We start from the raw sequence: 1,739 nt of genomic DNA, 5'->3' as shown, positions 1-1,739 counted from the left end.
GAATGTTTTAACTCATGGCTTAATACTAGAGGCGGTGAGGGGAACATGGAGGACAAGCAGTTATTTGACCATGTTAAGCAGCAATTTGACTTATACGGTGAATCTAAATTTAAACGCTGGGATAAGTCCACTAAAACAATGGCTGACAATCCCAGTACGATAATAGATACCCATGTACCAACGCCCAGTGAGATGTGGGGGTATAGAGAGCACTTAGACAGTAAAAGCCCTCTTGATGGCGATACACAAGACGTTATTTATTATGTTTATCCAACAGCATTTGAAAAGGTTATATGCAAGGGGAATGATCATTTACGTGTTGCTAGGTTGCTCAGAGATAAGGGGGCGCTTGTATTGCGTGATAGTGAACTTAAAGAAAACCGCTTAAAGACGAAAGAAAGAATACCAGGCTCAGGTAAAACTATGCGGCAAATTTACAAAATTAGAGGCAGCGCCTTATTTAATGATAATTCTGTCTTGTCCTGAAATGTGTTTACACATTTAGGACTTATTTTATGAAAACCACTAAAATTAAAGACGTTAAGCGTACTCAGCGAGATTATACATTAGGCTTTAAATTATCTATTGTTGAGCAAGTAGAAAAAGGCGACTTCACCTATAAACAAGCGCAAAGTCATTACGGTATTCAAGGCCGCAGTACCGTTCTGGTATGGCTGCGAAAACATGGTAAATTAGATTGGTCTAAACCAACTTATATAGCCAACATGCCTAAATCGAAAGAAACCCCAGCACAAAAAATTAAACGTTTAGAGCGCGAGATAGAAGAGTTACGCCTAAAGGATTTAATCAAAGATGAAATGATTAATATTATGGATGAAGAATATGGAGCGGGCTTGCGAAAAAAGTACATATCCGAGCTATCACGCGCGCAAAAGAAAACCATCAAATAAAGCTTACTCCGTTATGCCGTGCATATGGCGTAACGCGACAAGGTTACTATCAAGCTATGCGCAGAATAGATGCTCGGAATAAAGAATTGGAGCCAGTCAAAGAATTAGTGATGTACTGGCGGCAATTCATGCCTCGTATTGGTGGGAAGAAACTTTATCTGATGATAAAGCCAGACCTGCAAGAGCGTGGCATTAAACTAGGTCGTGATTGTTTTTTTGATTATTTGAGAGAGCATGACTTTCTTGTAAAACCAAAGAAAAATTACACTAAAACAACAAACAGTAACCATTGGATGCGCAAGCATCCCAATTTACTAAAGGAATACATGCCTACTGCGGCCGAGGAAGTCTTCGTTAGTGACATTACATACGTAAAGTCAGCGCAAGGCGTGCATTACCTATCGTTAGTCACTGATGCTTACAGTCGAAAAATAATGGGTTATGAGCTGAGTGATGAAATGAAAGCAACCGATGTAGTCAGAGCATTAGAAATGACAATTAAGCAACGCGTATATAAACGTGATGCCATTCATCATTCAGATAGAGGTTTACAATATTGCTCTGAAGTATATCAAAATGCGCTATTAAAAGAGGGCATTAGACCATCGATGACCGATGGGTATGACTGTTATCAAAACGCATTAGCAGAGCGTATTAACGGGATATTAAAGCAAGAGTTTTTACTGTATAAATGTCGCAATATGGCAGAGTTAAAACAGCTCGTTGAAGAATCGATATTTATATACAATGAAATGCGACCGCACTTAAGTTTGGATATGAAAACACCAAATCAAGTGCATAAAAAAGACCTGGCGCTTTCGCACCAAG

General features: G+C 39.0%; 1 protein-coding gene and 1 pseudogene. Both read left to right on the top strand.

The annotated features are described in order from the left end of the window. Positions 1 to 486: pseudogene (locus L650_RS0108630) on the top strand (hypothetical protein); the annotation flags it as partial. A 29-nt stretch (positions 487 to 515) separates the two neighbouring features. Next, a protein-coding gene (locus L650_RS23655) for an IS3 family transposase (RefSeq protein ID WP_128081053.1) occupies positions 516 to 1,739 on the top strand; the annotation gives its coding sequence in 2 pieces (ribosomal slippage) (positions 516 to 867 and positions 867 to 1,739; 1,225 coding nt annotated over the 2 pieces). This gene is flagged as partial in the annotation.

It is taken from the genome of Pseudoalteromonas sp. TB51 (assembly GCF_000498055.1).
In the GTDB taxonomy this organism is placed as follows: domain Bacteria; phylum Pseudomonadota; class Gammaproteobacteria; order Enterobacterales; family Alteromonadaceae; genus Pseudoalteromonas; species Pseudoalteromonas atlantica.
This window is presented reverse-complemented; position numbering and strand designations above follow the sequence as displayed.